The organism is Undibacterium sp. SXout20W, assembly GCF_049340285.1.
Classification (GTDB): domain Bacteria; phylum Pseudomonadota; class Gammaproteobacteria; order Burkholderiales; family Burkholderiaceae_D; genus Undibacterium.
On record NZ_JBMPPH010000077.1, the window covers coordinates 1 to 7,358 of the forward strand.

Here is a 7,358-nt window from a genome sequence, read left to right on the forward strand (position 1 = left end):
CTTGGGTAAGATGTGTGTATGTCATTTCGGGCAACTTTGACTTGGAGGTCTGGAAGGCCGGATGCTACTGCATCTTCCCACCTTTAACCATTTATCTTCAGTTGCACTTCATAGTTGAACTCGCGCTAAGTAATCACTAAGTAATCAATGAATAATCATAATTCGCGGATTCAACAAAAACAGTAATTCATTAAGAATGAACGACACAATATGGGCATTTTTTATACGTCGATTGACCTTGTTTTGAATCTGTTGATGCTGCTGAGCGCAGCATATTTCCTCGTGCGAGAAAGTAAGGCAATTCCTTGGGAAAAGCTACAAAAGCCAACTGCTTTTTCAGCGTGGTGCGCCAGTATTATTGTACTTACGCTGCTGTGGCATATGCATGTCCATGTACAAAAAGATTTATCCTTACACCTACTTGGCGTCGCCATGTTGGCCTTAATGTTTGGCCGCGCGCTGGCAGCTGTCGGCGCAGCGTTAGCGGTCATTGCATTTACCGGTGAATACGATGGACTATGGCTGAACCTTGGCACGAATATCATGCTGTTGGCAATATTTCCCAGCATGATCAGCGACATCATCCTAAGAAAGACGCAGCAATTTTTACCGCAGCATATGTTTGTTTATTTATTTGGAAACGGCTTCTTCGGCGCTTTTCTGGTCAATGCATTGACCGGAGCCTTAGCAATTATTTCTCACAGTTTCATCATGCCGACAATACCGATTGCCAATGATGCTTATGCGTATATGTTGCTTTTGGCTTGGGGCGAAGCTTTTTTAGTCGGTTTTTTAATTACTATTTTTACCGTCTACAAACCGGCCTGGGTCTTTACATTTGATGACCAGATTTATCTCATTGGAAAATAAAAAAACGCGCTGAAAAAATCAGCGCGTGGAGATAACAAGGGAATCGATCAACTGACCAAAAACTTAAACGAGCTCACCAAACCAGGCACCAAATGCCGGCAATTCCAATTGTGTTCCTTCTAAATTACCCGGCAAGCCAACAGCAATCAAATGCTTTGCACCTTGCGCTTGCGGCCAATTGAACGTGACTGGCTGATCACTCAGATTAAACGCGGCAACAATACTTGGATGTCCAGCCAGATCACGGCGCAATGCAAGGATAGGTTCAGGCGCGTCGAAAAAGACGATATCTCCCAACATTAATTGCGGATATTGCTTACGCCAAGGCAGAATATGACGTGCATAATTCAATGCGGAATCTGCTTGTGCGTCTTGTACGTCTACGGCATTAGATGCGTGTTCTGGTGGCACTGGCAACCATGGTTTGCTCGAACTAAATCCTGCATAAGTGACCTTTGCCAACCAAGGCATCGGCGTGCGACAACCATCGCGGCCTTTAAACTCTGGCCAAAACGTGATGCCATAAGGGTCTTGAATGTCTTCATAGGCAATGTCTGCCTCTGTCAACGCCAGTTCATCACCTTGATACAAACACGGCGTGCCTTTTAAGGCCATTTGCAAGGCCAGCATCATTTTGGCAAATTGTGGTGTCGGATTTTTACCACCCCAGCGTGACATCACACGTACAACATCGTGGTTACCTACCGACCATGATACCCAACCACCTTTAACACGCGCTTCGAATTCTTCAACCTGAGTACGAATATATTGCGCAGAAATCTCAGATACCAGTAAATTAAAGCTATACGCCATGTGTAACTTGTTATCATCTGCCGTATATTCAGCCATCACGCCCAACGAATCATCGGCTCCCACTTCGCCGATGGAAATCGCGCCATACTCATTGAGTAAGGTTCGGATATTTTCCAAGAACTCTAAATTTTCTGGCTGCGTTTTGTCGTAGACGTGTGCCTGCATCCCGTATGGGTTAGTATCTTGTACCGTCTTGGTGTCGCGATTAGTTGCCGCCGGATTATTACGTAACTGACGATCGTGAAAATGGAAATTACACGCATCCAGCCGGAATCCATCAACCCCACGATCTAGCCAAAAACGCATACTGTCAAGATGTGCTTGCTGCACCTCTGGATGATGAAAATTCAAATCTGGCTGACTGACCAGGAAATTATGCAAGTAATACTGACGGCGCCGGGCATCCCATTGCCAGGCAGACCCACCAAACACAGATAACCAGTTATTCGGCGGTGTACCATCGGCTTGCGGATCAGCCCAGACATACCAATCCGCTTTGGGATTCTCACGGCTCTGACGACTTTCAATGAACCATGGATGTTGTTCAGAGCAATGCGACAATACCTGATCAATCATGATCTTTAAACCCAGCTCATGCGCGCGAGCCAGCAATTGGTCAAAATCGTTCAGCGTGCCAAACAGGGGATCAACATCACAGTAATCTGATACATCGTAGCCAAAATCTTTCATTGGCGATTTGAAAAAGGGGGAAATCCAGACAATATCCACGCCCAATGAAGCAATGTAATCCAATTGCTTTGTGATGCCTGGTAAATCACCGATACCATCGCCATTACTATCAAAGAAACTACGTGGATAAACTTGATAGATCACAGCTTCGCGCCACCATTGCGCACTTGGTTTTACTGTGGACTGATGAGTCAATGTGGTGGACATAAATTCCTGCAAATAATGTTGAACGTGATATTTTTAAACTGCGCTCGGGGCTATTTCTCGCTTTGCGCGACTTCTCGCTTTGGACTACTTATTATACTAATACTATTTTTTTAGTAATCTTAAGCGTTTTCATTCATTTCTACTGCTGACAAACGCTCAGTCAACAAGGCCGAGACTCCCAGGAACGCAGGATACTCCGCAGTAATCAAATACGTCGGAATCTGCGACAAATAATCAGCAAAACGGCCCTTGGACTCAAAACGCTGACGGAATTCAGAAGCAAAAAATAGTTCCCCAAGCTTGGGTACAATGCCACCACCAATATACACGCCGCCAGTTGCTCCCAATGTCAATGCCAGATTTCCAGCCACGGTTCCCAACATCGCACAGAAATGCTGGACGCTTTCGACGCACAACGGGCAGCTTCCATCGAGCGCCTGCGCACTAATTTCAGCGGCAGACAAACTTTCAATGTTTGTCACGCCGCGCAGCGTCTGAATGGTGCGATAAAGCAATTCCAATCCCATTCCGGAAATCAGACGTTCCGCCGACACATGCGGAAATTCATTCCAGATCACTTCTAGTAGCGCTAATTCTGTTTTGTTAGCAGGGGAAAAACTGACATGCCCGCCCTCGCTAGACAATGGTAGCCACTTTTCACCGCTCGGGATAATGCCGGAGACGCCCAAGCCAGTGCCAGGGCCGATCAAACCAATGACCCGATCTGGCTGCGCTTGACCATTGCCCACTTGAATCCGCTCACTCGGATGCAAATGAGGTAAGGCGAGCGCCAAAGCAGTGAAATCGTTCACGACGACCAGCGTTTGCAGTTGCAACGATTGCTTCAAAGCGCTAATAGAAAATTTCCAATGGTTGTTCGTCATACTTACGACGTCACCATCCACCGGATTGGCCAGAGCAATAGCGGCATGGCGTATTGGCCCCGACCATACACTCTGTACCGCCGCACTTTGTAAATAGTCTGCGATCGCTTCGTGCAGATCGGCATAAGCGTTACACGAGAGTACAGCAACCGCGACAAATTTGTGCGTTTCGAACTCTAACGCAAAGCGCGCATTGGTACCGCCGATATCTGCCAGCAAACGTGGTGCTGATAAATGTTGGGTTGTTATATCTTGCACTGGCTTGTCACCATCAATGTTATTTCTCCGGATATGGCATCGCAGCAAATGCTCGCCATTAATTTATGTAATATTACTACATAGATTAAGTCCGAAGTCACACATTTTGCACATTTATCAGTTAAAATTCACAACAGAATCAAAAAAAATCATGAAATTTTTACATTTTCATGATCAATTTAGCAAATGATTAATGTAGTTGAACTACTTAATCCAGGAGAAAGTAGTGATTTTAAGCAATTCAACAGCATCCTCTGCCGGCGTGGCATGTTGCCGCCATTCTGGCAATGCAAGTCTTCGCCGAGGATTACTGTCGTCGCTACTTTTGCTGACTCTATTGTCATTCAGCAGTACGAGTTCCGCTAAAACGTACCTCGGAGAAGCGCCGCAGCTCAGCGAGTGCAATCAGTCCAAACACCAACAATTACTCGATAAAGCAACGCTACGAGAAAAGGATGCGCGGGCATATTGGCTGAGCAGTGAAACCATACGCTGGCCACATAAAGAATCGCTCGGCACCTTTCATTTATATATATCAAAGTCAGGCCATCTCAATATCAGCAAAGGGAACAAAGTCGCTGGCGCATCCAGTCACGTAGCTCTTACCGACACAGCAGATCTCAATGCTAAACAGGCTACAGTCAAAGCCCGATTTGCTTTTACAGGAAATGGGGTAGAACTACACTACCCACAATCAGGCGCTGCGCTTACTGAGCAACTGCGACAGCAAGTCGTTCTCGTGCAAGAAAATGCTGACGGACAGGTCATTGATTTTACTTATCTGCAAACGCCTGGTGCACTTGACGATCTTTATCAAGCTGCCAATAAGGTCATCGATTTAGGCGTTAGTCTGGTACAAACAGGTCAGCATTCCTACTTTGATACAACGTTCAAATTGTGGGCACCCACAGCGCAACGTGTCGCCGTCTGCACGTATGACACGGGCGGCAGCAGTGCAAATGCAATCAGCATGATGCAGTTGGACGCCGTGACCGGCGTTTGGGAAACACAAAAAAACAAAAATTTATCCGGCCAGTATTATCGCTACGTACTTGATGTCTTCATTCCTGGCACCGGATGGGTACGCAATGTAGTGACCGATCCGTATTCGATCAGCCTGACAACCGATTCCAAACGAAGCTATGTCGGCGATTTGAAGAATCCAGCCCTCAAACCATCCGGATGGGATCAACAACCTATTCCTGATCGCGTACATCATCAGACAGACATGTCGGTCTACGAACTGCATGTGCGAGACTTTTCCGCTAACGACCCCACGGTCAGGCCAAGATACCGTGGCAAATACCTTGCTTTTACCGAATCACAATCCAATGGCATGCGACATTTGAGCGCACTCAGTCAAGCTGGCATCACCGACATACATCTGCTGCCTGTATTCGATATCGCCACGATTCCGGAAGCCAATTGTCAAACACCTAAAATAAGCGGCGCATCAGATAGCGAGCAGCAACAAGCTATTACCGGCAAATATGCCGCCAATGATTGCTTTAACTGGGGTTATGATCCGTTTCATTACAGCGCACCGGAAGGTAGTTACGCCACAAATTCTGCTGACGGCGCGAAGCGTATTCTTGAATTCCGAAAAATGGTTATGGCCTTACATGAGGCGAACTTACGCGTCGGCATGGATGTGGTGTACAACCATACCGCCTATGCCGGACAACATGAAAAATCGGTGTTGGACAGAATTGTTCCAGGCTATTACCAACGACTCAATGCCGAAGGAATTGTCGAAGAATCGACCTGCCAGACCTGCGGCAACACGGCCACGGAAAACATGATGATGGCAAAATTAATGAGCGACTCGGTACGCTTATGGGCGCGCGAATACAAAATTGATTCGTTTCGTTTTGATTTGATGGGTCACCAGCCACGCGCAGTCATGGAACAACTCAAAGTGTCGTTGGCGAAAGATAATGGCCACGCAGTCCAATTGATCGGAGAAGGTTGGAATTTTGGTGAAATCGCCAATAATGCCCGTTTCGTTCAGGCGTCGCAACTCAGCCTGAACGGCAGCGGCATTGGTAGTTTCAGCGATCGCGCACGAGATGCAATTCGCGGGCCGGGAAGAAACGATGACATCAACAGCATTATCAAGAACCAAGGTTACATCAATGGAATGATCGATGCCCCGAATGCGTTGACGACCAGCAGCGATAGAGCGCAAAGCATGCGGACAGCCGATATGATACGCGTCGGTTTGGCGGGTACCCTCGGCGACTACGAGATGGAAACATGGCAGGGCAAGCTTGAACATTTAAGAGACATTGACTACAACGGCCAAGCTGCGGGGTATGCCAGCGAACCTGACGAAGTAGTCAATTACGTCGAGAATCACGATAACCAGACGCTGTTCGATATTAATGCGTTCCGCCTGCTGGTGACGACCAGCCATGAAGACCGTGCGCGTATCCAGGTGCTAGGATTGGCGCTGACGGCATTGAGTCAGGGCATAGCGTATTTCCATGCGGGCTCGGACATTTTGCGTTCGAAGTCGTTGGATGGGAACAGCTACAATTCCGGGGATTGGTTTAATCGTTTAGATTGGGGCTATCAGGATAATTACTTTGGCACAGGCTTACCGCCAAAACAAGACAATGCAGCGCTCTATCCGCTGATGCGGCCTTTGCTGCATAACCCGGTCATCAAGCCGCGCCCGGAAGATATTATTTTTAGTCGCGATGCTTTTCGTGATTTAATGAACATACGCTCGAGTAGCGCATTATTCCATCTCAGCAACAGTGAGGATATTAAACAGCGCTTACGTTTTTACAATACAGGACCAAGCCAAAACCCCGCCGTTATAGTTGGCTTCCTGGATGGTAATAAGTTAGTTTCCGCACATTGGAAATCGATCATTTACTTTGTGAACGTGAGTCAATCGAGGCAACAGCTCAGTTTTCAAGACTTAAAACGGTATCGTTTCCAATTGCATCCGGTACACCTTAGTCCTACGGCAGCAGACCAACGCATTGCCAGGGAGGCGAGTTACTCGATGGCGTCGGGTTTTACGATCCCTCCCAGAAGCGCAGTGGTGTTTGTAGAGGAAGATTAAATAAGCGATATAAGGTAATTAAGCTAATGATGATGTCTTAAAGCCTGTACCAAGGTACATTTTATGCGTCATTGCCTGGTTCTGCGTGCTCTTCACCATGATGTCTGACCCCAGGCTGAAGGCACTGGTATTACGAAGTACTTAAAAATGGGCTAGTGTTCAAGCACCAAACCCAGGGAAGACAAGAGGAAAACAAGCCGAATTCATTGAATTGTAAGACCTGGATCAGATCTGAATAAAATCAGAATCTGAACTGAAATGATAAATAAAGTAGTCATTTATCAAAGATAAAACAGGCAAAAAATCGCTTATTCAGAAAATACCTGTGCTTGCTACAAAAAATATGAAAACTTTTCAGCGTTTAGACGAAAATTTTTGTTCAACAACGGTTATTATTAGCGCCTTCGTATTCTTAGATTGAGGAGACAGTCGGAATGGATTTTTCAGATCGCCAGCAAGAGCCGGGCAAGAAGTTTATCGGCTTGGGGCTGGTATTAGCATTTCACGTGGTGCTGTTGTATGCGCTGCTCAATGGCTTGGGGAACAAGATCGTACAGATC

Annotated in this window: 4 protein-coding genes; 2 read left to right on the plus strand and 2 right to left on the minus strand. The window is 46.7% G+C overall.

All coding sequences use genetic code 11. From position 1 onward, the window contains the following. Positions 1–210 precede the first annotated feature (210 nt). Entirely contained in the window at positions 211–870 is a 660-nt protein-coding gene (locus ACO0K1_RS19665; protein ID WP_423028831.1) for an energy-coupling factor ABC transporter permease, read from the plus strand. A gap of 63 nt (positions 871–933) precedes the next feature. Here the strand turns inward: ACO0K1_RS19665 and ACO0K1_RS19670 are convergent, their stop codons facing one another. Together ACO0K1_RS19670 and ACO0K1_RS19675 are read right to left on the minus strand one after the other, a co-directional pair. After that, on the minus strand, positions 934–2,580 hold the full coding sequence (locus ACO0K1_RS19670; RefSeq protein WP_423028833.1) for an alpha-amylase family glycosyl hydrolase: 1,647 nt from the start codon (positions 2,578–2,580) through the stop codon (positions 934–936). Between the two features lie 119 nt (positions 2,581–2,699). Further along, on the minus strand, positions 2,700–3,722 hold the full coding sequence (locus ACO0K1_RS19675) for a glucokinase (RefSeq protein ID WP_423028835.1): 1,023 nt from the start codon (positions 3,720–3,722) through the stop codon (positions 2,700–2,702). Between the two features lie 226 nt (positions 3,723–3,948). Between ACO0K1_RS19675 and ACO0K1_RS19680 the strand changes: the two genes are divergently transcribed. Beyond that, positions 3,949–6,798: an alpha-1,6-glucosidase domain-containing protein gene (locus ACO0K1_RS19680; RefSeq protein ID WP_423028837.1), complete on the plus strand. Its 2,850-nt coding sequence runs from the start codon at positions 3,949–3,951 to the stop codon at positions 6,796–6,798. Positions 6,799–7,358: the final 560 nt, after the last annotated feature.

Excerpts from the sequence above, each read along its gene's own strand:
- ACO0K1_RS19665 (WP_423028831.1), top strand. The coding sequence starts at position 211 with ATGGGCATTTTTTATACGTCGATTGACCTTGTTTTGAATCTGTTGATG.
- ACO0K1_RS19670 (WP_423028833.1), bottom strand. The coding sequence starts at position 2,580 with ATGTCCACCACATTGACTCATCAGTCCACAGTAAAACCAAGTGCGCAA.